The organism is Streptomyces sp. NPDC102360, assembly GCF_044766085.1.
Taxonomy (GTDB): domain Bacteria; phylum Actinomycetota; class Actinomycetes; order Streptomycetales; family Streptomycetaceae; genus Streptomyces.
Genome location: NZ_JBIWLG010000001.1, coordinates 499833 through 525180 on the forward strand (window position 1 = coordinate 499833; position 25348 = coordinate 525180).

At 70.9% G+C, this 25348-nt stretch carries 23 protein-coding genes, 2 pseudogenes and 1 riboswitch; of the genes and pseudogenes, 8 read left to right on the top strand and 17 right to left on the bottom strand.

The features are described 5' to 3' along the window. The first annotated feature begins 148 nt into the window (after positions 1 to 148). The gene (locus ACIRHA_RS02265; RefSeq protein ID WP_403838911.1) at positions 149 to 2368 is read left to right on the top strand and encodes an NADP-dependent isocitrate dehydrogenase; all 2220 of its coding nucleotides are present in this window, start codon (positions 149 to 151) and stop codon (positions 2366 to 2368) included. 134 nt (positions 2369 to 2502) lie between these two features. Next, positions 2503 to 4464 carry a M13 family metallopeptidase gene (locus ACIRHA_RS02270; RefSeq protein ID WP_403838913.1) on the top strand — a complete coding sequence of 654 codons (1962 nt, stop codon included), beginning with the start codon at positions 2503 to 2505 and terminating at the stop codon, positions 4462 to 4464. 225 nt (positions 4465 to 4689) lie between these two features. Here the strand turns inward: ACIRHA_RS02270 and ACIRHA_RS02275 are convergent, their stop codons facing one another. From ACIRHA_RS02275 to ACIRHA_RS02290, 4 genes and pseudogenes are all read right to left on the bottom strand, one after another. Beyond that, the gene (locus ACIRHA_RS02275; RefSeq protein ID WP_403838915.1) at positions 4690 to 5424 is read right to left on the bottom strand and encodes a dienelactone hydrolase family protein; all 735 of its coding nucleotides are present in this window, start codon (positions 5422 to 5424) and stop codon (positions 4690 to 4692) included. 59 nt (positions 5425 to 5483) lie between these two features. Continuing rightward, positions 5484 to 6812 (bottom strand): hypothetical protein, encoded by a 1329-nt coding sequence (locus ACIRHA_RS02280; protein ID WP_403838917.1) that lies wholly within the window; start codon positions 6810 to 6812, stop codon positions 5484 to 5486. A 354-nt stretch (positions 6813 to 7166) separates the two neighbouring features. Continuing rightward, positions 7167 to 7388 (bottom strand): annotated as a pseudogene (locus ACIRHA_RS02285) (GTP-binding protein); the annotation flags it as partial. After that, positions 7387 to 7485 (bottom strand): annotated as a pseudogene (locus ACIRHA_RS02290) (GTP-binding protein); the annotation flags it as partial. The pseudogenes ACIRHA_RS02290 and ACIRHA_RS02285, both read right to left, overlap by 2 nt. A gap of 173 nt (positions 7486 to 7658) precedes the next feature. On the opposite strand from ACIRHA_RS02290, the gene ACIRHA_RS02295 reads away from it, so the two are divergent. Next, positions 7659 to 8831, top strand: coding sequence for an RNA-guided endonuclease InsQ/TnpB family protein (locus ACIRHA_RS02295; protein WP_403838919.1), 1173 nt, complete (start codon positions 7659 to 7661; stop codon positions 8829 to 8831). A gap of 234 nt (positions 8832 to 9065) precedes the next feature. On the opposite strand, the gene ACIRHA_RS02300 is transcribed toward ACIRHA_RS02295, so the two are convergent. The 4 genes from ACIRHA_RS02300 to rho form a co-directional block, all read right to left on the bottom strand. Then, positions 9066 to 10181, bottom strand: coding sequence for a HoxN/HupN/NixA family nickel/cobalt transporter (locus ACIRHA_RS02300; protein ID WP_403838921.1), 1116 nt, complete (start codon positions 10179 to 10181; stop codon positions 9066 to 9068). Between the two features lie 30 nt (positions 10182 to 10211). Beyond that, positions 10212 to 10442, bottom strand: a riboswitch (cobalamin riboswitch). Beyond that, positions 10432 to 10935 carry an inorganic diphosphatase gene (locus ACIRHA_RS02305; RefSeq protein ID WP_403838923.1) on the bottom strand — a complete coding sequence of 168 codons (504 nt, stop codon included), beginning with the start codon at positions 10933 to 10935 and terminating at the stop codon, positions 10432 to 10434. It overlaps the preceding riboswitch by 11 nt. Before the next feature lie 65 nt (positions 10936 to 11000). Further along, positions 11001 to 11492: a GNAT family N-acetyltransferase gene (locus tag ACIRHA_RS02310; RefSeq protein WP_403838925.1), complete on the bottom strand. Its 492-nt coding sequence runs from the start codon at positions 11490 to 11492 to the stop codon at positions 11001 to 11003. Between the two features lie 30 nt (positions 11493 to 11522). Continuing rightward, positions 11523 to 12668, bottom strand: a complete 1146-nt coding sequence (gene rho / locus ACIRHA_RS02315; RefSeq protein ID WP_403838927.1) for a transcription termination factor Rho — start codon at positions 12666 to 12668, stop codon at positions 11523 to 11525. Positions 12669 to 13014: 346 nt separating this feature from the next. On the opposite strand from rho, the gene ACIRHA_RS02320 reads away from it, so the two are divergent. After that, positions 13015 to 13725, top strand: a complete 711-nt coding sequence (locus tag ACIRHA_RS02320) for a class I SAM-dependent methyltransferase (RefSeq protein ID WP_403838929.1) — start codon at positions 13015 to 13017, stop codon at positions 13723 to 13725. 40 nt (positions 13726 to 13765) lie between these two features. Here ACIRHA_RS02320 and ACIRHA_RS02325 read toward each other — a convergent pair whose 3' ends face one another. Further along, positions 13766 to 14032 carry a hypothetical protein gene (locus ACIRHA_RS02325; protein ID WP_403838931.1) on the bottom strand — a complete coding sequence of 89 codons (267 nt, stop codon included), beginning with the start codon at positions 14030 to 14032 and terminating at the stop codon, positions 13766 to 13768. Positions 14033 to 14120: 88 nt separating this feature from the next. Then, entirely contained in the window at positions 14121 to 15791 is a 1671-nt protein-coding gene (gene abc-f / locus ACIRHA_RS02330; protein WP_403838933.1) for a ribosomal protection-like ABC-F family protein, read from the bottom strand. A 251-nt stretch (positions 15792 to 16042) separates the two neighbouring features. On the opposite strand from abc-f, the gene ACIRHA_RS02335 reads away from it, so the two are divergent. Next, positions 16043 to 16837: a VOC family protein gene (locus tag ACIRHA_RS02335; protein WP_403838935.1), complete on the top strand. Its 795-nt coding sequence runs from the start codon at positions 16043 to 16045 to the stop codon at positions 16835 to 16837. A gap of 20 nt (positions 16838 to 16857) precedes the next feature. Here the strand turns inward: ACIRHA_RS02335 and def are convergent, their stop codons facing one another. Continuing rightward, complete coding sequence (gene def, locus ACIRHA_RS02340) at positions 16858 to 17505, bottom strand: peptide deformylase (RefSeq protein WP_403838937.1); 648 nt, start codon at positions 17503 to 17505, stop codon at positions 16858 to 16860. A gap of 178 nt (positions 17506 to 17683) precedes the next feature. Here def and ACIRHA_RS02345 point away from each other — a divergent pair, with 178 nt between their 5' ends. Continuing rightward, positions 17684 to 18445 (top strand): GNAT family N-acetyltransferase, encoded by a 762-nt coding sequence (locus ACIRHA_RS02345; RefSeq protein WP_403838939.1) that lies wholly within the window; start codon positions 17684 to 17686, stop codon positions 18443 to 18445. Between the two features lie 11 nt (positions 18446 to 18456). Here ACIRHA_RS02345 and ACIRHA_RS02350 read toward each other — a convergent pair whose 3' ends face one another. Then, positions 18457 to 18915 carry a MarR family winged helix-turn-helix transcriptional regulator gene (locus ACIRHA_RS02350; RefSeq protein ID WP_403838941.1) on the bottom strand — a complete coding sequence of 153 codons (459 nt, stop codon included), beginning with the start codon at positions 18913 to 18915 and terminating at the stop codon, positions 18457 to 18459. 153 nt (positions 18916 to 19068) lie between these two features. Between ACIRHA_RS02350 and ACIRHA_RS02355 the strand changes: the two genes are divergently transcribed. Next, positions 19069 to 21084 carry an FAD-dependent oxidoreductase gene (locus ACIRHA_RS02355; protein WP_403838943.1) on the top strand — a complete coding sequence of 672 codons (2016 nt, stop codon included), beginning with the start codon at positions 19069 to 19071 and terminating at the stop codon, positions 21082 to 21084. 81 nt (positions 21085 to 21165) lie between these two features. Further along, complete coding sequence (locus ACIRHA_RS02360) at positions 21166 to 21693, top strand: PadR family transcriptional regulator (protein WP_403838945.1); 528 nt, start codon at positions 21166 to 21168, stop codon at positions 21691 to 21693. A gap of 3 nt (positions 21694 to 21696) precedes the next feature. Here the strand turns inward: ACIRHA_RS02360 and ACIRHA_RS02365 are convergent, their stop codons facing one another. From ACIRHA_RS02365 to ACIRHA_RS02385, 5 genes are all read right to left on the bottom strand, one after another. Further along, positions 21697 to 22695: a fibronectin type III domain-containing protein gene (locus ACIRHA_RS02365; protein WP_403838947.1), complete on the bottom strand. Its 999-nt coding sequence runs from the start codon at positions 22693 to 22695 to the stop codon at positions 21697 to 21699. A 165-nt stretch (positions 22696 to 22860) separates the two neighbouring features. After that, complete coding sequence (gene dhaM / locus ACIRHA_RS02370) at positions 22861 to 23274, bottom strand: dihydroxyacetone kinase phosphoryl donor subunit DhaM (RefSeq protein WP_403838949.1); 414 nt, start codon at positions 23272 to 23274, stop codon at positions 22861 to 22863. Continuing rightward, positions 23271 to 23891 (bottom strand): dihydroxyacetone kinase subunit DhaL, encoded by a 621-nt coding sequence (gene dhaL / locus ACIRHA_RS02375; RefSeq protein WP_403838951.1) that lies wholly within the window; start codon positions 23889 to 23891, stop codon positions 23271 to 23273. Before dhaL ends, dhaM begins: the two co-directional genes overlap by 4 nt. 67 nt (positions 23892 to 23958) lie before the next feature. Then, a complete protein-coding gene (dhaK, locus tag ACIRHA_RS02380) occupies positions 23959 to 24951 on the bottom strand; it encodes a dihydroxyacetone kinase subunit DhaK (protein ID WP_403838953.1) in 993 nt (330 codons plus the stop codon). A gap of 157 nt (positions 24952 to 25108) precedes the next feature. Further along, complete coding sequence (locus ACIRHA_RS02385) at positions 25109 to 25318, bottom strand: hypothetical protein (protein ID WP_403838955.1); 210 nt, start codon at positions 25316 to 25318, stop codon at positions 25109 to 25111. Between the last annotated feature and the right edge of the window lie 30 nt (positions 25319 to 25348).

A 25348-nucleotide genomic window follows, 5' to 3' on the forward strand; every position in this document is an offset into this window, starting at 1 on the left:
TCGTCTGGTGGGACGGTGGCTCCCGCCGCACCCGAAGATCTTGGCGGGCGGACCCCTTTCGAATCCGGGGCCGGTACGAGATATCTTGATGTCGAGCAATCTGAAAGATGCAGACGACGACGTGGAAGACGTGGAAGCGGAGCACCCGGTGACTGACTCGACCATTATTTACACGCACACAGACGAGGCCCCGGCCCTCGCGACGTACTCCTTCCTGCCGGTCATCGAGGCCTACGCGTCCACCGCCGGTGTCGGCGTCGAGACCCGTGACATCTCCCTGGCCGGGCGCATCCTCGCCCAGTTCCCGGAGTACCTGACCGAGGAGCAGCGCGTCCCGGACGCCCTCGCCGAGCTCGGCGAGCTGGCCAAGACGCCGCAGGCCAACATCATCAAGCTGCCGAACATCTCGGCCTCGGTCTCGCAGCTCAAGGCCGCGATCGCCGAGCTGCGCGAGCACGGCTACGCGCTCCCGGCCTACCCGGACGAGCCGAAGACCGACGAGGAGCGCGAGGTCGGCGCCCGCTACGACAAGGTCAAGGGCTCCGCCGTCAACCCGGTCCTGCGCGAGGGCAACTCCGACCGCCGCGCCCCCGCCTCGGTGAAGAACTACGCCAAGGCCCACCCGCACCGCATGGGCGCCTGGACCGCCGAGTCCAAGACGAACGTCGCGACCATGGGCCAGGACGACTTCCGCTCGACCGAGAAGTCCACCGTCATCCCGGCCGACGACAAGCTGAAGATCGAGCTCGTCGCCGACAACGGCACCACCACCGTGCTGCGCGAGTCCGTACCGGTCCTCGCCGGCGAGGTCGTCGACGCCTCCGTGCTGCACGTCGCGCCGCTGCGCGAGTTCCTGACCGCGCAGATCGCCCGCGCCAAGGAAGAGGGCGTGCTGTTCTCCGCGCACCTCAAGGCCACCATGATGAAGGTCTCCGACCCGATCATCTTCGGTCACGTCGTGCGCGCCTTCTTCCCGGAGACCTTCGCCCGCTTCGGCGCCGACCTGGCCGCCGCGGGCCTGACCCCGAACGACGGCCTCGGCGGCATCTACAAGGGCCTCGAGACGCTCGCCAACGGCGCCGAGATCAAGGCGTCCTTCGACGCCGAGCTGGCCGCGGGTCCCGACCTGGCCATGGTCGACTCGCACCGCGGCATCACCAACCTGCACGTCCCGTCCGACGTCATCATCGACGCCTCCATGCCGGCGATGATCCGCACGTCCGGCCACATGTGGAACAAGGACGACCAGGAGCAGGACACCCTCGCGGTGATCCCCGACTCCTCGTACGCCGGTGTCTACCAGGCCGTCATCGACGACTGCCGCGCCAACGGCGCCTTCGACCCGTCGACCATGGGCACCGTCCCGAACGTCGGCCTCATGGCGCAGAAGGCCGAGGAGTACGGCTCCCACGACAAGACCTTCGAGATCAAGGCCACCGGCACCGTCCGCGTGGTCAACCAGGCCGGCGACGTCGTCCTGGAGCAGCAGGTCTCCGAGGGCGACATCTTCCGCGCCTGCCAGACCAAGGACGCCCCGATCAAGGACTGGGTCAAGCTCGCCGTCACGCGCGCCCGCGCCACCGGTGACCCGGCCGTGTTCTGGCTGGACGAGGGCCGCGCCCACGACGCCCAGCTGATCAAGAAGGTCGAGCAGTACCTGCCGGAGTTCGGCCCCGAGGGCCTGGACATCCGGATCCTCAACCCGGAGGACGCCACCAAGCTCTCCGTCGAGCGCATCCGCCAGGGCCTGAACACCATCTCGGTCACCGGCAACGTGCTGCGCGACTACCTGACCGACCTCTTCCCGATCCTGGAGCTGGGCACCAGCGCCAAGATGCTCTCGGTCGTCCCGCTGATGAACGGCGGCGGCCTCTTCGAGACGGGCGCCGGCGGCTCCGCCCCGAAGCACGTCCAGCAGCTCGTCAAGGAGAACTACCTGCGCTGGGACTCCCTCGGTGAGTTCCTCGCGCTGGCCGTCTCCTTCGAGCACCTCGCCACCACCACGGACAACGCTCGCGCGAAGGTCCTCGGCGAGACGCTGGACCGCGCCACCGGCACCTTCCTCAACGAGGACAAGTCGCCGACCCGTCGCCTCGGCGGCATCGACAACCGCGGCAGCCACTTCTACGTCGCCCTGTACTGGGCCCAGGAGCTGGCCAAGCAGACGGAGGACGCGGAGCTGGCCAAGGCCTTCGGCCCGCTCGCGGAGAAGCTCGCCGCGGGCGAGCAGAAGATCGTCGACGAGCTGATCGCCGTGCAGGGCTCCCCGGCCGACATCGGCGGCTACTTCCAGCCCGTCCCGTCCAAGGCCGACAAGGTCATGCGCCCGTCGCAGACCCTGAACGAGGCGCTGGCCTCGCTCGCCTGATCCCAGCCGGATCAGCGCTGCGCGAACACTGCCCCCGGACGGCCCGTGCCGTCCGGGGGCAGTGTTGTTCTCGCTGCGCGGAAGGCGCCGTATTTGACGCTCTTCCTACGCCCTGACCTGGGTAAGGTGCAGCGATGAGCACTCTGGATGACGCACGCCCGGGCATGGACCCGGCGATCCGACCGCAGGACGACCTCTTCGGGCATGTCAACGGCCAGTGGCTGGCGACCGAGCCCATCCCCGACGACCGCTCCAGCTGGGGCCCCTTCGTGGAGCTCGTGGACGTGGCCGAGCAGCGGGTCAAGGAGATCATTCAGGAGATCGCGGCCGGCGGCCCCACGAGCCTGGACGCGGACGAGGCGCGCAAGATCGCCGACCTGTACGCGTCGTTCATGGACGAGGAGGCCGTCGAGGCCCGCGGGCTCGACCCGCTGCGACCGCTGATCGACGAGGTGGCGGGCCTCGACGACGTGCGGCAGCTCGCCGGCTTCCTCGGCCGCTTCGAGCGCAAGGGCGGCTCCGGCCTGTTCGGTGCCTACATCGACAGCGACGACCGGAACTCCGACCGCTACCTCTTCAACATCCTCCAGGGCGGCCTCGGTCTGCCCGACGAGTCGTACTACCGCGAAGAGAAGTTCGCCGAGATCCGCGAGAAGTACGAGGCGTACCTCACCGAGCTGTTCACGCTCGGGGAGCACACCGACCCGGCCGCCGCCGCGCGCACCGTCCTCGCCCTGGAGACCCGGCTCGCCGAGGGCCACTGGGAGCGCGCCGAGACCCGCGACGTACAGAAGACGTACAACCTCACCACCTTCGACGAACTCACCGCGCTCGCCCCGGCGTTCGACTGGCGGGGCTACGTCACCGGGCTCGGCGGCAAGGACGAGACCCTCGCCGAGTCGTGCGTGCGCCAGCCCTCGTATCTGACGCATCTGTCCGCGGTTCTCACCGAGGTTCCCATCGAGCAGTGGCGCGACTGGCTGCTCGCGCGCGTGCTGCGTTCCGCCGCGCCGTACCTGTCGACGCCGTTCGTGCGTGTCAACTTCGAGTTCTACGGCAAGACGCTCAACGGCACCCCGGAGCTGCGCGCCCGCTGGAAGCGCGGCGTCGCCTTCGTCGAGGGCGCCATCGGCGAGTCCGTCGGCAAGGAGTACGTGGCCCGGCACTTCCCGCCGCGCTCCAAGGCGCTCATGGACGAGCTGGTGGCCAACCTGCTGGAGGCGTACCGCCAGTCCATCTCCCGCCTCGACTGGATGACGGACGAGACGAAGGAGCGGGCGTACGACAAGCTCGGCACGTTCCGGCCGAAGATCGGCTACCCGGACGAGTTCCGGGATTACTCGGGTCTTTCGGTTGTGGCTGATGACCTGCTCGCCAATGCCTACGCCGCCGATGCCTTCGAGCACGACCGGCAGATGGCGAAGATCGGCGCGCCGGTCGACCGCGACGAGTGGTTCATGCTGCCGCAGACCGTGAACGCCTACTACAACCCGGGTACGAACGAGATCTGCTTCCCGGCCGGCATCCTGCAGAAGCCGTTCTTCTCGCCGGAAGCCGACGCCGCGGAGAACTACGGCGGCATCGGTGCGGTCATCGGGCACGAGATCGGGCACGGGTTCGACGACCAAGGTGCGCAGTACGACGGGCAGGGCAACCTGAACGACTGGTGGACCGCCGACGACAAGACCGCCTTCGAGGCCAAGTCCAAGGCGCTCGTCAAGCAGTACGACGGGTTCTCGCCGCGGAACCTTCCGGGGGAGTTCGTCAACGGGTCACTGACCGTGGGGGAGAACATCGGTGACCTCGGTGGGCTGACCATCGGGCACACCGCGTACAAGATCGCGCTCGACGGTGCGCCTGTGCCGACGGAGGGTGAACTCACCGGGTCCCAGCGGCTGTTCATGAACTGGGCGTACTGCTGGCGTACGAAGCGGCGGCAGGAGCAGGAGCAGCAGTATCTGACGATCGACCCGCATTCGCCGCCGGAGTTCCGGGCGAACATTGTGCGGAATCTGGATGAGTTCCATGAGGCGTTTTCGACGGTGGTCGGGGACGGGTTGTGGGTGGAGCCGGGTGATCGGGTGCGCATTTGGTGAGACGGTGCGGGGCGGGGCCGGATGGTTGAGGCCGTCCGGTCCCACGTCGCGGGGCGCTGCCCCGGGCCCCGCTGCTCAATCGCCGCAGGGGCTTGAAAGATCGGGGCGCTGCCCCGGACCTCGCGCCTCAATCGCCGGCGGGGCTTGAAGGATTGGGGCGTTGCCCCGGGCCCCGCGCCTCAATCGCCGGCGGGGCTTGATTGTGGGCACCAGAGCGGTTCGAGTTCAGGATTGCGAGAAGCTCGATGCCAGGAATTCGATCGTTGACGTCCATGCCTCGTGGGAGGCCTGCTCGTCGTAGGTCTCTGGGCGGCCGTCGTTGAAGAAGGCGTGGTCGGCCGGGTAGATGCGGAAGTCGGGGGTCACGCCCGACTGGGATGTGATTGCGGTGCGGAGGCCGTCGAGGGTGGCCTGGGGGATCGCCTCGTCGCGCTCGGCGTAGTGGCCCAGGATCTGTGCCTTGAGACGGGAGAAGTCCGGGACCTCGCCCTGGATCACGCCGTAGAACGGGACGGCCGCGCTCACCCGCTGGTCCTCGGCGGCCAGGTACAGGACGAAGCCGCCGCCCATGCAGAAGCCGACCGCGCCGACCGTGTCGGACGTGACCTGGGGGAGGGCGAGCAGGCAGTCGACCGCGCCGGACAGGAGTTCCACGCCGCGCTCCACCGGCAGGTCCCGCATCATGGCGAACGCTTCCTGGGAGTCGTGCGCCACGTTCCCGCCGTACAGGTCGGGGGCGAGTGCCACGAAGCCCTCGGCGGCGAGGCGGTCGGCGACGTCGGCGATGTGGTCCGTCAGGCCCCACCACTCCTGGATGACGATGACGCCGGGACCGTGCCCCGGGGCCGGCAGCGCCAGATAGCCGTGGGCCGTGCCGCCCTGGCTGTCGAACGTCACGTTCTGGCGCGCAGGGCGGCCCGTGGACCTGGGGGTGTGCGGGGTGTGCGGAGTGTGTGCCATGAAACCACGATGCCACCGCGGTCGACCGCGGTGGCATCGTGGGGGCCGAACTGGCCGTGTCAGTCCTTCTTCTGCGCCGACTGCAGCGCCGTGATGCACATCGCGATCGCCGACTGCAGCTCCTCCAGGCGCTGCAGCATGTCGTCCTCGACGATGTCGTCGATCTCCTCGGCGGCGACGTCGTCGAACGTCAGCTCCTCGAAGGCCTTGGTGGCCTTCTGCAGGCTGCTGTAGAACTTCGCGCGCCGCTCCTGCACCCGCAGTTCGGGGTCCTTCTCGACGGTCTCGGCGACGAGCGTGCGCACGGTGTCGTACGCCTCGCGGGCCCACTCGCCCGCCTCCTCGTCCTCGTCCAGCTCGTCGATGAGGGACAGGTGCCGCTCGGCCTCCTGGCGCAGCTCGGGGGAGGCCTCGATCTTCTGGCCCGCGGGGGTCTTGACCTGCCCCTCCTCCGCGATCCTGCGTACGTACTCGAGCTGGCCGCCGGTCTTGGTCTCCTCGGCGACGGCCTTCTTCAGGTCGTCCGTGCGCACGACGTCGCGCGCCATGCCCGTGCGCAGCACCGGGTCCTCGTCGAGGCGGTCCATCAGCGCCTTGCGGGCGGCCTCGGCGGTGCCGGGGTCGGCGAGGATCGCGGCACGCAGCGCGGTCGGGTTCTCCGCGACCTCCAGGGCCTTCGTCGGGCGGATGCCCTCGGACTCGGCGGCCGCGGTGATCGCCTGACCGCGCACCGAGGTCGCGCTGTTGCGGGACACGTAGTACGACAACCAGACGTCGGCGTCCGGGAGTTCGACGTCGGTACCGGGCTCGAGGGCCTCGAACTGGGGGACCAGGCCGTCGTCCGCCGCGCTGTCCCACGCCTTGTAGAACCGCATGACGCGGTCGGGGGAGCAGTCGGCCAGTTCGGCGAACTTCCGGGCCGATACCTTCACGGACTCCCCGGCGGACTGCCCGCCGGGCCGCACGCTGCGGGCCACCTTCAGGGCGAAGGCCCAGCCGCCGGTGCGGGCGTAGACGCCGAACTCGTGGGCGTCGCGGGTGATGGCCTCCGGTACGTCGCCGGGGGCCGGGTCGTCCTCGGCCTCCGCCTCGGCATCGACCTCGGAGCTCTCCGCGAAGGGGACCTCCGTGGGCGGCGTCCAGAAGTCGCCGGACGGGCTGTCGGACGCGCTGTCGGACGCACCTTCGGGGGCCGCGGCGGTGGCGTCCGGGGTATCGGTGGTCGGCGGGGTCCACATGTTCGCGGTGTCCCCGGGCTCGGCCGTCTCCTCGTTCGCGGGCGCGGCGGGGCCGGCGTCAGGGGCGACGGCCGGCGCGGGCACGGGCTCCGCGGGAACGTCGTCGCCGGACGGGATGGCGGCGTCGGACGAGTCGATGGCTACGGACACGTAGGCACTCCTGAGTGATCGGGCGCGTGCGGGTTGACGAGCCACTTTATCGTTCCGATTGGGCCGTTTTGCGCGCGAGTTGCCACAACGGCGCGGCGGACGCGTGTGCGAAGCCCGGGCGGCCCGTCCTGGGCGGTGGCACGGGTGGGGCGTGGTACGGACGGGCCCGCCATTCGCGGCTCCCCCTTCTGCGAACAGCGGGCCCGGGCTCGGCCTCGACCGCGCGCCGCGGCGGGAGGGCGAGGGCACGGGAGGCTCGATACCGCAGCATCTCAGCGCGCGGCCCCGCGGCGGACGGGGCCAAGGGGCCCTCCCGGTGGGCCGAACGGCCCCGATTCAACAGCCGGCTCGCATTCATCCGTGCGGCGCGGACGCGGCGCCGGCGCCGCGCACCACCCGCAGCAGGTATTCCTTGCGGTGCAGCGGGTCGTGGTCCGTGCGGGAGCGGCGCGGCACGCCCGCGCGGACCGGGGCGTAGTGGTCGAAGGAGGCCTCCAGGACGCCTTCGCCCCGGGTGAGGGACGGCAGTTGCTGCTCCAGGGCGCGCACCCGGGCCGCGGGGATCAGCCCGTCGACCTAGGTCGTCGATCACCCCGGCCGTGTGCAGGGGCCGCTCGGTCAGGCTGGTCTTACCGGCGTCGACGTGCGCGAGAATGCCAAGATTCAGCGGGATCCTGCGCGGAACCTCAGGCGTTCACGCATGGGAGGAATCGCATCCCGTGACCGCGACGCGGAGCGTCGCAGCCACGTGCTTGTGGTCGAACACAGTGCCGCTTGGTCGCCGGATCGTGGGATGGATGTACGGAACTCGCCCTCGTGTCCGTTTGGGTGCGTAGGGTCGCGGCCATGAAGCTGGTGGTGCGGGTGAAACTCCTGCCGACGCCCGTACAGGCGGCGGCACTTGAGGCGACCCTGCACGCCTGCAACGAGGCGGCCACCTGGGCCGCCGAGGTCGCCTTCGAGCAGCACGCACGCCGTCCGCTGCTCCTGCGCAAGCACACCTACACCGCGATCCGACAGCGTTGGGGCCTTGGCGCCCAGGCCGCCCAGCACGCGATCAAGAAGACCTGCGACGCCTACACCACCCTGGCCACCAACCTGCGCGCCGGACGCTACGGACGCCCCGGAACCAGGCGCCACACCCTCGCCTCGGGCAAACCGGTCACCTTCCGGGACGATGCCGCCCAGCCCTACGACGACCGGATGCTGTCCTGGCAGCACGCCGCGCGCACCGTGTCGATCTGGACCACGGCCGGCCGGATGAAGGGCGTGGCGTTCACCGGGCAGGACGAACAGCTCGCTGTCGTGGCCGCGCACCGCAGGGGCGAGTCCGACCTGGTCCGCCAGGGCGGCACGTGGCTCCTGATCGCGACCTGCGAGATCGAAGAGGCCGCCCTCAACGCCCACCCCGCAGAGTTCCTCGGCGTTGATCTGGGCATCGTGGACATCGCCACCACCTCCGAGGGCGAACGCTACTCGGGGCGCCGCGTCAACCGTCAGCGCGCGAACGATCGCCGACTGCGGTCCACGCTGCAGAAGAAGAACACCAAGTCCGCCAAGCGGCGGGCCAGGAAACACGCCGGGAAAGAGGCCCGGCGCAACAAGGACATCAACCACAAGATCAGCAAACGGATCGTGGCGGAGGCTGAACGCACCGCACGCGGCATTGCCCTGGAAGAACTGACAGGCATCCGCGAGCGGGCACGGCTGAGAAAGCCCCAACGCACCACGCTCCACACCTGGCCCTTCGCCCAGCTCGGCGCCTTCATCGCCTACAAGGCCCGCAGCGCCGGGGTCCCGGTCGTGTACGTCGATCCGGCCTACACCAGCCAGGAATGCTCCCACTGCCACCACACCGCACGCCACAATCGGCTCTCCCAGGCCGAATTCACGTGCCGGGTCTGCGGTTTCGTTGAACACGCAGATGTCAACGCGTCCCACAACATCCGCCAAAGAGGCTGGATGGCGTGGGTCTGCGGGGCCCAGTCAACGGCCCCTGAACTCACCCTCATCGCGTGAGCTCTGGACGCAGCCGAGCCTCGCCACAGCCAGTGACGACTCGAGCAGCAAGCCCGGGAAATTCATTACCGGGTAGTTGACTGTGTGCACTGACAGTCATGTCCTTGAGGGAGAGGGCAGGGGCCTTCTGAAGGAACATGTCTGCAGTGCGCATGGATCGGTCCTCACGGTAGGGGCGCGCGGGATTGCCGCTGCCGTCAGTGCAGCAGGGGGCCGCGCGCCCCGGCAACCGAATTACGCGCCGTCGGCCAGCCGCGCCGACCACCGCTGCTCGACCCTGGCCAGGCGCCAGTAGGCGATCGCCGCCACCCACACGGCCACGAACAGGCCCACGATCACGTACCCGACGTTGTCGAGGTCGAGACCGGCGATCCACCCGGTGACCGCGTCGGACAGGGCGAGCTTGTCGTGCAGGACGCCGACGAGCTCGATCGTGCCGATGAAGAACGCGACCGCGATCGACAGACCGGTGATGGTGAGGTTGTAGAACACCTTGCGCACCGGGTTGGAGAACGCCCACTGGTAGGCGAAGTTCATGAACGTGCCGTCGAGCGTGTCGAACAGGCTCATGCCCGCGGCGAACAGCAGCGGCAGGCACAGGATCGCGTACCACGGCAGGCCCGCCGCCGCGCCGCTGCCCGCCATCACCATCAGCGTCACCTCGGTCGCGGTGTCGAAGCCGAGCCCGAAGAGGAAGCCCAGCGGGAACATCTGTCCCGGCCGGGTGATGGACTTGGTGAAGCGGCCGAGGATCCGGTTCATGAACCCGCGGGAGTCCAGGTGCTCCTCGAGCTTCCGCTCGTCGTACGAGCCCGCGCGCATCGCCCTGAAGACCTTCAAAATGCCCATCAGGGCGACGAGGTTGAGCGCCGCGATGAGGTACAGGAACGTGCCGGAGACGGTCGTGCCGACGACGCCGAGCACCTGGTGGGTGCGCGAGTCGTCGTTCAGCAGGGTGCCGGCGAGCGCCGCGCCTCCGGCGACGAGCGCCGCCATGGCCACCACCACGCTGGAGTGGCCGAGGGCGAACCAGAAGCCGACGGAGACGGGCCGCTTGCCGTCCGCCATCAGCTTGCGGGTGGTGTTGTCGATGGCCGCGATGTGGTCGGCGTCGAAGGCGTGCCGCATGCCGAGCGTGTACGCCGTGATGCCGAGGCCGATACCGAAGGCCTTGTTGCCTACTTCGTAGTGCTCGGGGACGACGAGCAGGAACAGCACGCCGAACGCGACGACGTGCAGCGCGGCGATCACCGCGATCAGGCCGGCCGTGCGCAGCGTGTCCTCGCGGCGCCAATGGAAGGCAGGGGAGGGGGAAATGGGGGAATTCTGGGAGTTCCCGGGCAGGGTCATGCGTCGATCACGCTCCAGCACCTCGTGGATCACTTCGTGAGATGCCGCGGCCGGTCTCCTGGCTTACGGGCGTGCCCGCCGCTCCGGCCTTCCCGGCGGCCGTCGGCCGCCAGTGGCGTACAGGGTGGAACGGCGCGCTCCGGACGGCGCTGTCCGAAACCCGATCACAGTGGCGAGGGCCGCTCCGGAATGGGCCCCTGAAGGGCCGTCACCGGTCTTCCCGAGCACCACGGCCCGGCCACCCTACTACCTACCCGGAAGCGCGCTCACGGGCCCGGTCGATCTCCTCGTACGCCTTCTCCCGGCCCTCCCAGTGGGAGCCGTCGACCGACTTGCCCGGCTCCAGATCCTTGTAGACCTCGAAGAAGTGGGTGATCTCCAGGCGGTCGAACTCGGGGATGTCCTCGATGTCCCGGGTCGCGTCGTGCCGTGGGTCGTGCGCGGGCACGCACAGCACCTTCTCGTCCGGGCCCTTCTCGTCGCTCATCACGAACATGCCGATCGCCCGGCACTCGATGACGCAGCCGGGGAACGTCGCGTCGCCGGTCAGGACGAGCGCGTCCAGGGGGTCGCCGTCGCCGCCGAGCGTGCCCTCGATGTAGCCGTAGTCCGCGGGGTACTGCGTCGACGTGAACAGCATCCGGTCGAGCCGGATCCGGCCGAGATCGTGGTCCATCTCGTATTTGTTCCGGGACCCCTGCGGGATCTCCACGATCACGTCGAACGCCTCGGCGCGTGCCTGACTGCTGCCCAATGTGGCCTCCTTGCCGCATTCCGACGCCCACGAGTGTGCGCTGTGGCGGGCAAGGGCGGAAGACCTCAGACGGCCGGAGGAATGGCGAATTCGAGTTCGGGCCGGTCCCAGGCGACGGCCGGCGGGCGCGCGGGCACCGTGCCGGTGCGGTGCGCGCCCATGGAGCGGTAGAAGCCCTCGGCGGGCGGGTGTGCGACGACGCGGACGTGGTCGAGGCCCGCGGCTCGGGCCTGCGCCCGCATGTGGTCGACGAGCAGCCGGCCGATGCCCCGGCCCTGCGCCTCGTCCGCGACGAACATCAGGTCCAGCTCCGGCGGCTCGGTGAGCAGCGCGTAGAAGCCGAGCACTCGCTCGTCGCCCTGATCCACTGCTACGTAGACGTGGTGCGCCTCTACGTAGTCGGGTCCCACCCGGTAGCCCGCGACCATGGAGGCGTACGGGTCCCGGTAGGCGCTGGAGCCGCGCACGAGGCGGGTGAGGCGCCGGGCGTCCTGGGTGGTGGCCCGCCGGATGGTGACCGCCCGGCCGCCTCCACGGCGCGTCATGCTCGCGTTCATGCGTCGAGTATTACGCATGCGGGGGTGCGGTCAGGTGGTGGGCACGGTCGACTGCGCCTGGCGCAGGAACGTGGCGTTGTCCGGGCTCTGGCGCAGCTTGTCGAGCAGGGCCTCGTAGGAGGCGGCCGGGTCCCGGCTCTGCAGGGCCCGCCGCAGTCCGCGGACGACGGTCAACTCGGGGGCGGAGAGCAGGAGTTCCTCGCGGCGGGTGCCGGACGGGGTGAGCTCGACGGCCGGGTGGACGCGGCGCTGCGCGAGGACGCGGTCCAGGCGCAGCTCCATGTTTCCGGTGCTCTTGAGCTCCTCGAAGTAGTAGTCGTCGGCGCGGGAGCCGGTGTCTACGAGGGCGGTGGCGAGGATGGTCAGCGACCCGGCCTCCTCGGCGTCGCGGGCCGCGCCGAAGAAGCGCTTCGGGCCGTGCAGCGCGGCGGCGTCGACACCGCCCGACAGGGTGCGGCCGCTGGTGGAGGCCGCGTTGTTGTACGCGCGGCACAGCCGGGTGAGGGAGTCCAGGAGGATCACTACATCGCGGCCCTGCTCGGTGAGCCGCTTGGCGCGCTCGACCGCGAGTTCGGCGAGCGCGATGTGCGCCTTCGCCGGCTGGTCGAACGTCGAGGCGTACACCTCGCCGCGCACGGAGCGGCGCATGTCGGTGACCTCCTCGGGGCGCTCGTCGACGAGCACCACCATGAGGTGCGCCTCGGGGTGGTTCGCGGCGAACGCGGCGGCGAGCTGCTGCAGCAGCACCGTCTTGCCGGTCTTCGGCGGCGCGACGATCAGGCCGCGCTGCCCCTTGCCGACGGGCGTGAACAGGTCGACGACCCGTCCGGCGAGCCCGGCGGCCGGGTGCTCCAGACGGAACCGTTCGCTGGGGTGCAGCGGGGTGAGATCGGCGAAGTGCGGGCGGCGGCGGGCCGTCTCCGCGGGCGCGCCGCCGACGGTCTCGACGTGCGCGAGGGAGCGTGGCTTCCCGCATGTCCCGTCGACGAAGTCGCCCTTGCGCAGGCCGAGTTGGCGGATGAGGTGGGCGGGAACCTGGACGTCGTGCGACGTCGGGATCAGGTCGGTCGCCCGCAGGGAACCGTGCCCGTTCCCGCCGATGTCGAGGACGCCGGCGGCGCGGACGGGTTCTTGGGGTGTGGTGGTTTCTCGGGTTGTGGTGGTGGCCGTGGTCATGGCGATCACAGGTCCTTTCGCGGGCCGGGCCGCGGACGCGGCAGGCGTACAAGAGCAGGGAAGGGAGGGGATCCGGCGAGTGGCAGGGGCGGCTGAGCGCGCCCCGCGGCCGGGGAAAACCTGGTGCGTGCGGCAACGGGTGAAGAGCCCGCCAGAAGCCGCTGACCAGGGATGACGTGCGCTGTGTGGCGACGGGAACACCGTCGGACCGAAAGCGCTGAAAGGAGAGATTCGGTACCGGCGCCTCGAAACGGGCGAGCACATGTACCGCTAAGACCGTACCACCAGATCCCTGCCGCGCGGCAAGCCCCGACTTCGGCGGCGGCGCGCCCTATGCTGATCCGCCATGTTCACCGATCAGGGTCCCACCCTCCGCGAGCTGGCCGTTCAGGCGCTTTCCTCGGTCGAGCGGGGGTACGACCTGCTGGCGCCGAAATTCGACCACACGCCGTTCCGCACCCCGGATGCCGTGCTCGATTCGGTGGGCCGCGCGCTCGCCGGACTCGGCCCGTATGCCACCGGGCTCGACCTGTGCTGCGGCACCGGCGCGGGCCTGCGCGTGCTCCGCGAGGCGGGCGTCGGGCGGTCCGTGGGCGTGGACTTCAGCGGCGGCATGCTGGACGTCGCGCGGCGCGGAGAGCCGACGGCCCACTGCGTCCGCGCGGACGCGCTCACGCTGCCCTTCGGTGAGGTCTTCGATCTGGTGGTGAGCTTCGGGGCGTTCGGGCACTTCCTGCCGCGTGAGTGGCCCCGGCTGTTCTCCGAAGTGTGCCAAGTGCTGCGCACCGGCGGGCAGTTCGCCTTCCCGCTGCCCGCGCCCGCGGCCCCCGGTTCGGTGGGCTACTGGGCGATGCTCGGCTTCGACGGCGCGATGCGGGTGCGCAACGCGGTGTGGCGGCCCCCGTTCGTCATGTACTACCGCCCGTTCCGACTCGGCGACGTGCGCCGGGAGTTGGACCGCGCCGGATTCGACGTGGCGCTGCGCGCGCTGCCCGAACTCGGCGAGCGGCCCGACGGCAGCCCGCGGTGCAGGCTGGTCGTGGCCACGCGCCGCTGAGGGGGTCGGGCAGGGGGCCTCGGGGTTCCCCGTATCGCTCTCAGTCGTCCTCGCCGCCCGCGAAGGGCGTCGTCTGCCAATGCTCGACAGCGGGCGCGAGGTACTCGGTCAGCTCGGGCAGCTGCGGCACGAGCGTGAGGATGTTCGCGGGCGGCGAGGGTGCCAGGTGGACGACGACGGAGAAGACGTCGTGCAGCACCGCCGCGTCCGTGATGGTCAGGCCGAGCTCACGCCCGGCCGCGACCGCCGCGTCGACGGCGGCGGAGCGGCGGCCCGCGCGCTGTTGTGGTGTCAGGAAGGTGGTCATGGGTTCCTCGGTGGGGAGACGGGGCGTCCGGTGGAGGGCCGGGGCGGCTCCGGCACGGGTGTGCGTGGCGGGGCCGCCCCTGCGTGGATCAGTGGCGGCGGCCCGCGCGCAGTTCGAGGCGCTCCCCTTCGAAGCTCGCGCGGAAATCGCGGTCGTGCGACACGACGACCACCGCTCCCGGGTACGTCGCGAGCGCCGCCTGGAGGTCCTCGACCAGGTCGAGCGCGATGTGGTTGGTCGGCTCGTCGAGGACGAGGAGGTCCGCGGGGCGGGTCACCAGGCGGGCGATCTGCAGGCGCCGCTGCTGGCCCGCGGACAGGGCGGCCACCGGTACGTGCAGGTCCTCCTCGCGGAACAGGCCGAGCGTCAGAAGCTGTTCGGCGTACTCGTCCGGCGCTCCGGGGCGTCCGGCGGCGAACGCCGCGAGCAGCGGGAGCCGCGTGGAGTGGACGGGCAGTTCCTGCGCGAGGTAGCCGATCCTGGCGGGGCGGCGGGCCGTGCCCGCGTCCGGTTCCAGGTCGCCAGCCAGGACGCGTAGGAGGGTCGTCTTGCCCGCGCCGTTCTCGCCGGTGACCAGGAGCCGGTCGCCGGGCGTGAGCGTGAGGAGCCCGTCCAGGCGCAGCCGTTCGCCGACCCGTACGCCGTCGAGCTCGGCGAGGGGTCCTTGCACGGCGGCGGGTTCGTCCGTCGCAGACAGTGCCGTCGTGAAGCGCAGTGGTGCCGGGGGCTTCGGCACCGGGTTGCGGCGCAGTTGTCCCAGGCGTTCGCGGGCGGAGCGCACCTGGCCGCCGAGCTTGGCCTCGCTGGAGCGGCGGTGCTTGCCGAAGCCCTGTTTCGGGTCGCCGCCGGTGACGGCGAGGCGCCTGCCCGCGGCCTCCAGCAGTTCCTCCGTGCGGGCCACCTCCTCGACCCAGTCCGTGTACCGCTGCTCCGCGCCGCGCCGGGCGGCGGCTTTCGCGGCGCGGTAGCCGGCCCAGCCGTCGCCGTACCGGTGGACCGTGCGCGCGTCCCGGTCGACTTCGAGGATCGTGGTGGCGATGCGCTCCAGGAAGCCGCGGTCGTGGGTGACCGCGACGACGGTGCCGCGGTGCGCGCGCAGGTGTTCCTCCAGCCAGCGCACGGCCGCCGCGTCGAGGTGGTTGGTCGGTTCGTCGAGGAGGAGCAGTTCGGGGGCGGCGGCCAGGACACAGGCGAGCGCGAGCCGGGACTGCTCGCCGCCGGACAGCGATCCGAGCACCCGGTCGCGGGTGATCCGGGCGAGCCCGAGGCCGTGCATCGCGGCGTCCACGCGGGCGTCCGCCTCGTATCCGCCGCGCTCCTCGTAGGCGATCAACAGCTCGCCGTAGGCGGCGAGTTCGACCTCCGAGGCCGCGCCGAGGGTCTCCTCCGCGCGCCGCAACCGATGTTCCATGGCGCGCAGTTCGGTGAGGGCGAGGTCGACGGCGTCCTGCACGGTGCGGTCCGCGTCGAGGTCGAGGGTCTGGGTGAGGTGACCGATGCCGCCGGGGAAGCCGACGGTGATCTCTCCGGAGTCCGGCGCCTCGGCCGCGGCGAGCAGCCGCAGCAGGGTCGACTTGCCGGAGCCGTTCTCGCCGATGACGGCGGCCTTCTCGCCCGGACGGACGGTGAAGCGGATCTGGTCGAGGACGGTCCGGGTGTCGTAGGACTTGGTGACGTCCTTGACGGACAGCTGCGCCACAGCAGTGGCAGGGGTGGTGGGCACGTCGGTGGACACGGCGGCATGGGCGCGTGAGCGCATGGGGCTTCCCTGGAATGCGAAGGAGGGTCTACGGGCAGCGGAAACGGCGGCATCGGCCGTGCCGGACTCAGACGTAGAAGTAAAGGAAAGCCATGCCGTCACTATAACAAGACGAACCGTCTCGCCTCAACCGCGTAAGCGGGAGCGATTGCCCGACCCCACCGGATCGCGCGGCAGGCCCGCCGCGCCTAGCGTGGACGCATGCCTGCCGGGCCGCGTCGTGCCCGGCGACCGACCGAAGGGTGTCGCTCATGTCTGCTCGTCCTGAAGGCGCGCCGGTCTGGGCCGACGCCATGTTCCCCGACGTGGAGGCCGCGAAGAGCTTCTACGCGGAGCTGTTCGGCTGGACCTACGATGAGGGCAGCCCCGAGTTCGGCAACTACACGCAGGCGAAAACGCCCGACGGCAAGCGGGTCGCGGCGCTCGTGCCGCAGATGCCCGGCGCGGAGGGTGTGCACCCCGCCTGGAATCTGTACCTCGCCACCGCGGACATCGGGTCGGTCGCCGAGCGGATCAAGGACGCGGGCGGCAGCCTCATGATGGACCCGATGCAGGTCGCTTCGTTCGGCACGATGGTCACCGCCCAGGACCCCGCCGGCGTCGTCTTCAGTGTCTGGCAGCCCGACACCCACGAGGGCTTCGAGAAGGTCAACGAGCCCGGCGCGTTCTGCTGGGCCGAGGTCAACACCCGCAACGCCGCGAAGACCGACTCCTTCTTCCCGGCCGTCTTCGGCTACGGCGTGAAGAAGATGGAGGACGACCAGATCGACTTCGACGTCTGGGAGCTGAACGGCGAGCCGACCATGGGCCGCATGGCGATGACGGACGACTTCCCGCCGCACGTGCCGTCGTACGTCAACGTGTACTTCGTCGTCGATGACTGCGACGCCGCCGTCTCCACCGTGCAACGCCTGGGCGGCAAGCTGCACTTCGGGCCCTTCGACACCCCCTTCGGCCGGTGCGCGGCGGTCGGGGACCCCCAAGGTGCCGCGTTCTCCGTCATCGACGTGACGGCGGCCAAGGGCGAGATGCCGACGCTGTCCTGACGCTCAGTCGGACGACACGTTCAGTCGGACGCCGGGAGGTCGAACCCCAGCTCCCGCGCGGCGAGTTGGGGCGTCGGCTGCGCCCAGCGCTCCACCGCCGCGGCGCTCTGCGTGGACGACAGGGACCGCAGCTCGGCACGGTCCAGATAGAGCGTGCCGTTCAGATGGTCCGTCTCGTGCTGCACGATCCGCGCGGGCCAGCCCGTGAACTCCTCGTCCACCGCGTGCCCTTGCTCGTCGAGGGCGCGCAGCCGCACGTGCTCGTGCCGGGCGGTGACGGCCTGGTAGCCCGGCACGCTCAAGCACCCTTCGTAGAACGCCACTTGGCGCGATCCCACGCCGTCGTACGACGGGTTGATCAGGACCCGGAACGGCTGCGGCACCCGCCCGCGCGCCGCCCGCACCTCCTCGCTGACGGCCGCCGCGTCCTCGATGACGGCGAGCCGCAGCCCCACCCCGATCTGCGGCGCGGCCAGGCCCACGCCGGGTGCGGCGTGCATGGTGGCCCGCATCGCGGCGATCAGCCGGGCGAGCAACTCGTCCGGGAGCTGACCGTCGAAGGGCTCGGCGGGGCGGCGGAGCACCGGGTCGCCCGCCGCGACGATCGGCAGCGGCTCTCCGGGGGCGAGGAGGGACTTGACGTGATCACTCAATGACGTGAACGGCATCGCGCCAGGATGCCAAGCGTGATCGTGCGCGCATGGTGCGGGGTCCGCTGTGGAGTCCGCTGTGGGGTCCGTCGCGGGGTCAGGGAATGTGTCGGCCCTTCCGGCGGTTCTGATCTTGTGGCCGCATCGCACGGATGGTGCGGCAGTGGCACAGGAGAAGGTTCGAAGGTTCCGACGGATGACGCAGACGCCGACGCATACGCAGCCGTACGCACCGCACGAGGGCGCCACCGGCCCCGCCGCACCGCACGCCGAGGACGGTGGGTTCCACCCCCTCGACCACCCCGCGTACGCCGCGCTGACCGGCCCGCACGCGCACTTCGCCGAGCGCAGCGGCCGCGCCCTGCGCTATCCCACCGCCGTCACGCCGTGGACCGCGCTGCCCCCTGAGCCGAGCCCCTCGGACTGGGCGGGCCTCGCCGCCTTCGCCGCCCCCGACGGAACACTGCCGCTGCTCGGTACCGATTTCGAGCTGCCGGAGGGCTGGGAGACGACGGTGGACCACGCGGGCGTGCGCATGGTCGGTGACGCGGTCGAGGCGAGTCCCGACCCGGAGGCCGTCCTGCTGACCGCCGACGACGTCCCGGAGATGCTCGACTTGGTGGCCCGCACTCAGCCGGGCCCGTTCACGCCCCGCACCATAGAGCTCGGCACGTACCTGGGGATCCGCCAGGACGGCGCGCTCATCGCCATGGCGGGGGAGCGCCTGCACCTGCCCGGATACACCGAGGTCAGCGCCGTGTGCACCGACCCGGACCACCGGGGCAAGGGCCTCGCGGGGCGCCTGGTGAAGGCCGTCGCGGCCGTCGTCCAGGAGCGCGGCGAGACCCCCTTCCTGCACACCGGCGAGGGCAACGAGAGCGCGATCCGCCTGTACGAGTCCCTGGGCTTCCACCTGCGCAACACGACCCGTTTCAGGACGGTGCGCGCGCCCCGGTAAGGCGAAGTGGCCTACGCGCCGGGGTCCTCCTGCGCCGCGTGATTGTAGCGCACCAGGTAGTCCGCGAACCGCTCCAGGTCCTCCTCCGGCCAGTCCGCCAGGCGGGCGCCGAAGATCTGGCGGCGGTTGACGGTCACCTGGCGCAGGACGTCGGCCCCGGCCTCGGTCGGGTGCAGGACCTGGACCCGGTGGTCGTCGGGGTCTACGCGCCGGACCACGAGGCCGGCCCGTTGCAGCGCGGCCACCTGGCGGCTGACGGTCGACTTGTCGAGGGCGTAGTGCGCCGCCAGGTCCGTGGCACGGCAGCCGCCCCGCTCGTCGAGGTGGGCGAGCAGCGAGTACGAGACGAGCGAGAGCTCCGGGTGCATCCGCGCGGCGGTGGCCCGCGCGCGCCGGGCGAACGAGGTCAGCTCGCGCTGAATGGTCTCCACGGCCGCCTCGCGGTCGGCCGCGTGATCTTGCTGTGCCACGGCGGTTCCTTTCGGGATGCTCGTTGCACTCTACAACCCAGCCCGGCCCCCGGGGCGGTCGGACGTGGCGCGGATCTCTTTTGCAACTTGTTGCAAAACATAGGGCGGGTCCTCTACAACTGACTCGACCGTTCACCGCTCACGGAGGGCCCCATGAGCCGCTATCCGCACCTGCTCGCCCCGCTCGACCTCGGCTTCACGACGCTGCCGAACCGCGTTCTGATGGGCTCGATGCACGTGGGCCTGGAGGAGGCGCCGAACGGGTTCGCGCGCATGGCCGAGTTCTACGCCACCCGTGCCCGCGGCGGCGTCGGCCTCATGGTCACCGGAGGCATCGCGCCCAACGCCGAGGGCTGCACCTTCGACGGCGGCGCCAAGATGACATCCGAGGCGGAGGCCGCGCAGCACCGCGAGGTCACCGACGCCGTGCACGCTGCGGGCGGCAAGATCGCCATGCAGATCCTGCACTTCGGCCGGTACGCGCACCACGCGGGCCTCGTCGCGCCGAGCGCCGTGCAGGCGCCGATCAGCGCCCACGTCCCGCGCGCCCTCACCGACGACGAGGTCGAGCGGACCATCGAGGACTACGCGCGCGCCGCCGAGCTCGCCAAGTCCGCCGGGTACGACGGCGTCGAGGTCATGGGCTCCGAGGGCTACCTCATCAACGAGTTCATCGTCTCCGCCACCAACCACCGCGAGGACCGCTGGGGCGGCTCCTACGAGAACCGGATCCGGTTCGCCGTCGAGATCGTGCGCCGCGTGCGCGAGCGGGTCGGCCCCGACTTCATCCTCATCTACCGGCTGTCCATGCTGGACCTGGTCCCCGGCGGCTCGACCCTCGACGAGGTCGTGCACCTCGCCAAGGAGATCGAGGCGGCCGGAGCCACCATCATCAACACCGGCATCGGCTGGCACGAGGCCCGCATCCCCACCATCGCCACGTCCGTGCCGCGCGGCGCGTACACCTTCGTCACCAAGAAGGTGATGGGCGAGGTGAACATCCCGCTGGTGACCACCAACCGCATCAACACCCCTGAACTCGCGGAGGAGTTGCTGGCCGACGGCGCCGCCGACATGGTCTCCATGGCGCGCCCGATGCTCGCCGACCCCGAGTTCGTGAACAAGGCCGCCGCGGAGCGGTCCGACACCATCAACACGTGCATCGGCTGCAACCAGGCCTGCCTGGACCACATCTTCAGCCTCCAGATCACCTCCTGCCTGGTGAACCCGCGCGCCTGCCACGAGACCGAACTGGTGCTGACCCCCACCCGGTTGAAGAAGCGCGTCGCCGTCGTCGGCGCGGGCCCCGCCGGACTCGCCTGCGCCGTCAGCACCGCCGAGCGCGGCCACGACGTGACCCTCTTCGACGCCGCCGCCGAGATCGGCGGACAGCTCAACGTCGCCCGCCAGGTCCCCGGCAAGGAGGAGTTCAACGAGACGCTGCGCTACTTCCGCACGCAGCTCGAACTGTACGGCGTGAACGTCAAGTTGGAGACCCGCGTCGAGGCCGGCGACCTCGGCTCCTACGACGAGGTCGTCGTCGCCACCGGCGTCGCCCCGCGCACCCCCGCCATCGACGGCGTCGACCACCCGAAGGTCGTCGGCTACCTCGACGTCCTGCGCGGCCAGGCGCCCGTCGGCGACCGCGTCGCGATCATCGGCGCCGGCGGCATCGGCTTCGACGTCGCCGAGTACCTCACCGACGGCGGCGAGAAGGCGAGCCTGGACCCGGCCACGTACTTCCGGCAGTGGGGCGTCGACATGGACTACGCCGACCGCGGCGGCCTCGCCAGGCCCGAGCGGCCCACCCCGCCGCGCCAGGTGCACCTCGTGCAGCGCAAGGCCACCAAGGTCGGCGCGGGCCTCGGCAAGACGACCGGCTGGATCCACCGCACCGAACTGCGCCACCGCGGCGTCACCATGGTCGCGGGCGCCACGTACGACCTGATCGACGACGCGGGCCTGCACGTCACCGTCGAGGGCGAGCGGTCCCTCATCCCTGTCGACACCGTCGTCCTGTGCGCGGGCCAGGAGCCCCACCGCTCGCTGTACGACGACCTGGTGGCCGCCGGACGTACCCCGCACCTGATCGGCGGCGCCGACCTCGCGGCCGAGCTCGACGCCAAGCGCGCCATCAAGCAGGGCACCGAGGTCGCGGCGGCTCTGTAGGACTCTCTCCGAGACCGGGTGGTCACGTGTCCGGGCCCGCCGGACGCGTGGCCGCCCCCACCTACTCTTACTCTGGGCGACATGTCACTCCCGCACGCGATCCTCACGGCGCTCCTGGAGAAGCCGTCGTCGGGCCTCGAACTGACCCGCAGGTTCGACAAGTCCATCGGCTACTTCTGGTCGGCCACGCATCAGCAGATCTACCGGGAGCTCGGCAAACTCGAACGCGAGGGACTGATCCTCGTGCTCCCCGCCGAGGCACCCGCCCGCGGCCAGAAGAAGGAGTACGAGGTCCTGCCGCGGGGCCGCGCCGAACTCGCCCGCTGGACGGCCACCCCGCAGGACCCCAGGCCGCTGCGCGATCCGCTGCCGCTGCGTCTGCGCTCGGCAGCGGTGGTCGGCACGGAGGGTATCGCCGAGGACCTGACGCGCCATCTCGCCCTGCACCGCGAGCAGTTGGCGACGTACCAGGACATCGAGAAGCGGGACTTCCCGCCGGAGAAGAACAGCGAGGCCGACCGTTTGCAGCACGCGGTACTGCGCGCGGGCATCGATCTCGAACGGTTCTGGGTGGACTGGCTGGAGCGCACCCTGACGGAGCTCGACTGAGCCTCAGCGGTCCTCCGTGGTCACCTTCCGCTCCGCCGAGAAGGCACCCCACGTCCCGTCCGGCAACTGCGCGCGCAGCTTCACCCGGTGTGTCACGTGCGGCTTCTTGCCGATGTAGAAGCTGTACGTCGACGAGTCGGCCGGCGCGCTCTCGCCCCACATCACCGTCGTCGCTTCCCGGCCGTCCAGGAACACCTGGTACGCCGGGACCTCGCCGCCGGTCCGCGGTGGCGTCCACGCCAGGTCGATGTAGTACGCGCCCTTCGAGCGCCGCGCCGACGCCTCGAACCCCGAAGGGGCGGTCCCGGACCCCGTCTCGCCCTTGCCCCGCGCGGTCGTCAGGCGCAGCGTCCCGCTCGCGGCCGAGGTGTTGTCGGCGGCGTCCCTGGCCCGCACGCTGAACGCGTACGCGGTACCCGGCCGCAGCCCCGTGACCAGCGCCCGCGTCTCCTTGCCGCCGACGCTGTGGATCTTCGCGGCGCCCTGGTAGATGTCGTACGAGGCGACGCCCCGGTCGTCCGTCGCCTTGCGCCACACCAGCGATACGGCCCGGCTCCCGTCCGCCTCCCCGCGCAGCCCGGCCGGCCGGCTCGGCGCCGCGCGGTCCTCCTTGACGGCGGCCGGGGTGGTGACGGTGACCCGGGCACTGGCGGGCCCCAGGGAACCGTCCGTGCCGCGGGCGCGCACCGTGAACACGTAACGTGACGTGGGGGAGAGCCCGGTGACGTCGACCATGTGCCGCTGCGCGGGAAGCCGCTTCACGCGCTTGGCGCCGCGGTACACCTCGTACCCCTCGACCTGCGCCGTGCTCGCGGGCCGGTTCCACATGACGTGCACGGAGGTGGCGCTTCCGGCCTGTGCGGTGACCCCGGCCGGCGCGGAGAGGGCGGGACCCTCGGCCTTCGCACTGTCGGAGAGGAGACCGCAGGAGGCGAGCGCGGGCACGAGCGCGGCGGTGCAGGCCGCGCGGGCGATCGGGGCGCGTGGGGGGAGGCGTCGCACGGAGGGCCTTCCGTTCGAGCGGATTGGTACAGACCTGTATGGCACGAGAGGAGGGGTCTCCTCAAGGGGTGCGCGCCAACAGGTCTGAACCAAAGGCTCGTTGAGGGAGGCGGAGAGGCGGTGAGGCGGGAAGGAGGGGGAGGCGGCGAGGCGCTCCCCGCTCCCTCATTCCTTCCGGTACGTGTACGCCTCCGAGGCCGCCGCGGCGACCGCGTCCAGGTCCGCCCCGGTGGAGGCGGTGACGACCGCGGCGATCGCGCCCTCCACGAAGGGGGCGTCCACGAGGCGTGTGCCGTCCGGGAGTTCGTCGCCCTCGGCCAGCAGCGCCTTCACGGTCAGCACGGCGCTGCCGAGGTCGACGAGGATCGCGACACCCGCACCCCGGTCGACCTCGGCGGCGGCCGCCGAGATCAGCTCGGAGCTGGTGCCGAGGCCGCCGTCCTCCGTGCCGCCCGCCGCCGCGACGGGCGCGGTGTCACCGCCTCCGGAGAGCCCGGCCGCGAGCCGCGCCACGGACTCTGCGACGTCCTTGCTGTGCGAGACCAGCACGATGCCGACGGGCTTGTCGGGTGTACTCATGCGCCCGCCCCCGCCTCGGCGTTCGCCGTCTCGGCCAGCGCGGCGATCAGCAGCGCCGACGACGTGGCGCCCGGATCCTTGTGCCCGATGCTGCGCTCACCGAGGTAACTCGCCCGCCCCTTGTGGGCCTGGAGCGGGATGGTGGCCTCGGCCCCGTGCTCGGCCGCCGCCCGCGCCGCGGCGAAGTCCCCGTCGGCGAGCGCCTCCACCGCGGGTACGAGGGCGTCGAGCATCGTCTTGTCGCCGGGCGCCGCCCCGCCGAGCGCGGCGACGGCGTCGACGCCGGCCTTCAGCGCCTGCGCGAAGTCCGCCTCGCCGACCTCGGCCGCGTCGCCCAGCGCCTTGCCGGTTTTGCGCAGCAGCGTCCCGTACAGCGGCCCCGAAGCGCCGCCCACCGTCGAGATCAACTGTCGTCCGGCCGTGGTGAGCACGGCCCCCGGAGTGTCCGGTGCGTCCTTGTCGAGGGTGGCGCGCACGGCGTTGAACCCGCGCTGCAGATTGCTGCCGTGATCCGCGTCGCCGATCGGCGAGTCGAGTTCGGTGAGCCGGTCGGCCTCGCGGTCCACGGCCGCGGCGGTCGCCGTCAGCCAGCGCCGGAAGAAGTCGGCGTCGAGCACGTGATCTCCTTGCGTTTCAGGTTCGTTGACGTGGTGGTGGGACGGTGTGACGGATTCCCGAAAACTGTCACATTCCCCAGCGAAGCCCCGCCGTGCTGACGGGCGCGTCCCACAGGCGCAGCAGTTCCTCGTCGGCCTGGCAGATCGTGACGGAGGCGCCGGACATGTCGAGCGCCGTGACGTAGTTCCCGACGAGCGTGCGGGCGACCGGCACGCCGCGCTCCTCGAGCACCCGCTGCACCTCGGCGTTGAAGCCGTACAGCTCGAGCAGCGGCGTGGCGCCCATCCCGTTGACCAGGACAAGGACGGGGCTGCTGGGGTTCAGGTCCTCAAGTACGGCGTTCACGGAGAAGTCCGCGATCTCCCCGGACGTCATCATGGGGCGCCGCTCCCGGCCCGGCTCACCGTGGATGCCGATGCCCAACTCCAGCTCGCCGGACGGCAGATCGAAGGTGGGCGCGCCCTTGGCCGGCGTACTGCAGGCGCTCAGCGCGACGCCGAAACTCCGCGCGTTCTCATTGACCTGCCGGGCGATCGCCTCGACGCGCTCCAGCGGCTGCCCCTCCTCGGCGGCGGCACCGGCGATCTTCTCCACGAACAGGGTCGCCCCGGTGCCGCGCCGCCCGGCGGTGTAGAGGGAGTCGGTGACGGCGACGTCGTCGTTGACGAGCACCTTGGCGACCTGGACGCCCTCGTCCTCGGCGAGCTCGGCGGCCATGTCGAAGTTCAGCACGTCACCGGTGTAGTTCTTCACGATGAACAGCACACCTGCGCCGCTGTCCACCGCGGCGGCGGCCCGCACCATCTGATCCGGCACGGGCGAGGTGAACACCTCACCGGGGCAGGCCGCGGTGAGCATCCCGGGTCCGACGAACCCACCGTGCAGCGGCTCGTGCCCGGACCCGCCCCCCGACACCAATGCCACCTTCCCGGCCACCGGCGCGTCCCGGCGCACGATCACCCGGTTCTCGACGTCCACATTCAGCTCGGGGTGGGCGGCGGCCATCCCGCGCAGGGCGTCGGGGACGACCGACTCGGCTACGTTGATCAACATCTTCATTGGTACCTCCGGGTGACGTTAGCAGGTAGTGCCATGACCTGCGTCTTGCCTGGTCGGATCGGGTGTAGTCGGTTCTGGATCTTGGCGGTCCACGGCTGTCGACGGTGGGCTTCGGTGGTGCTGGTGCTGACCCGATGCCGGCTTTGCTGACGGCTCGTCATGTGGTGTTGGTCGACGTCTGCGGCTTCTCCGCCAGTATCGATGGAGGAGCCTTGTTGGGCACCCGTTGCGGCCTGAACGATGCGGCGTCGCGGCGCGGACCGCGGCCGGCTCCCTGGGCGGCTTCGGCGGTGCGCTGCTGGGCGAGAGCCTGCGGGGTGGGCGCGGCGGCGCCGGAGTCGGTGCCGTACCAGCCCCGCTTCGGCAACTGGCGGTGCTCGTCCTTGTGGTGTCGGCC

Coding starts and splice junctions, on each gene's coding strand:
- ACIRHA_RS02275 (WP_403838915.1), bottom strand. CDS start 5,424: ATGGCACACACTCCGCACACCCCGCACACCCCCAGGTCCACGGGCCGC.
- ACIRHA_RS02270 (WP_403838913.1), top strand. CDS start 2,503: ATGAGCACTCTGGATGACGCACGCCCGGGCATGGACCCGGCGATCCGA.
- ACIRHA_RS02320 (WP_403838929.1), top strand. CDS start 13,015: ATGTTCACCGATCAGGGTCCCACCCTCCGCGAGCTGGCCGTTCAGGCG.
- ACIRHA_RS02310 (WP_403838925.1), bottom strand. CDS start 11,492: ATGAACGCGAGCATGACGCGCCGTGGAGGCGGCCGGGCGGTCACCATC.
- ACIRHA_RS02295 (WP_403838919.1), top strand. CDS start 7,659: ATGAAGCTGGTGGTGCGGGTGAAACTCCTGCCGACGCCCGTACAGGCG.
- ACIRHA_RS02345 (WP_403838939.1), top strand. CDS start 17,684: ATGACGCAGACGCCGACGCATACGCAGCCGTACGCACCGCACGAGGGC.
- rho (WP_403838927.1), bottom strand. CDS start 12,668: ATGACCACGGCCACCACCACAACCCGAGAAACCACCACACCCCAAGAA.
- ACIRHA_RS02335 (WP_403838935.1), top strand. CDS start 16,043: ATGTCTGCTCGTCCTGAAGGCGCGCCGGTCTGGGCCGACGCCATGTTC.
- ACIRHA_RS02360 (WP_403838945.1), top strand. CDS start 21,166: ATGTCACTCCCGCACGCGATCCTCACGGCGCTCCTGGAGAAGCCGTCG.
- ACIRHA_RS02300 (WP_403838921.1), bottom strand. CDS start 10,181: ATGACCCTGCCCGGGAACTCCCAGAATTCCCCCATTTCCCCCTCCCCT.
- def (WP_403838937.1), bottom strand. CDS start 17,505: ATGCCGTTCACGTCATTGAGTGATCACGTCAAGTCCCTCCTCGCCCCC.
- dhaM (WP_403838949.1), bottom strand. CDS start 23,274: ATGAGTACACCCGACAAGCCCGTCGGCATCGTGCTGGTCTCGCACAGC.
- ACIRHA_RS02325 (WP_403838931.1), bottom strand. CDS start 14,032: ATGACCACCTTCCTGACACCACAACAGCGCGCGGGCCGCCGCTCCGCC.
- abc-f (WP_403838933.1), bottom strand. CDS start 15,791: ATGCGCTCACGCGCCCATGCCGCCGTGTCCACCGACGTGCCCACCACC.
- ACIRHA_RS02355 (WP_403838943.1), top strand. CDS start 19,069: ATGAGCCGCTATCCGCACCTGCTCGCCCCGCTCGACCTCGGCTTCACG.
- dhaK (WP_403838953.1), bottom strand. CDS start 24,951: ATGAAGATGTTGATCAACGTAGCCGAGTCGGTCGTCCCCGACGCCCTG.